General features: G+C 66.5%; 1 protein-coding gene. It reads left to right on the top strand.

Annotation, left to right across the window (positions count from 1 at the left end; translation table 11 throughout):
• Positions 1–251 (top strand): hypothetical protein (locus FS507_RS20105; RefSeq protein WP_186314788.1); only part of this gene is annotated, 251 nt, incomplete at both ends.

Below are 251 nucleotides of genomic sequence, written 5' to 3'. Positions count from 1 at the left end.
ATTGGCGGGTGATGAGGGTGAGGGGAGAGATGGGGAGTGAGATGGGGGAGGTGGGGAGAGGTTATGAGGGGGGGTTGGAGGAGATGTTGGTGGTGTGGGGGGAGGGGATGGGTGGGGAGGAGGTGGTGGATGTGGTTGGTCAGGAGTGGGGGGTGGTGGAGGGTGTGGAGGTTGGGGGAGTGGGGAGGTGGCGGGGGGGGGAGGAGGACGGGGTCGAGGAGGGAGAAGAGGTGAGGGTAGTGGTGGGGGTG

It is taken from the genome of Corynebacterium glyciniphilum AJ 3170, from assembly GCF_007673095.1.
Taxonomy (GTDB): Bacteria; Actinomycetota; Actinomycetes; order Mycobacteriales; family Mycobacteriaceae; genus Corynebacterium.
This window is presented reverse-complemented; position numbering and strand designations above follow the sequence as displayed.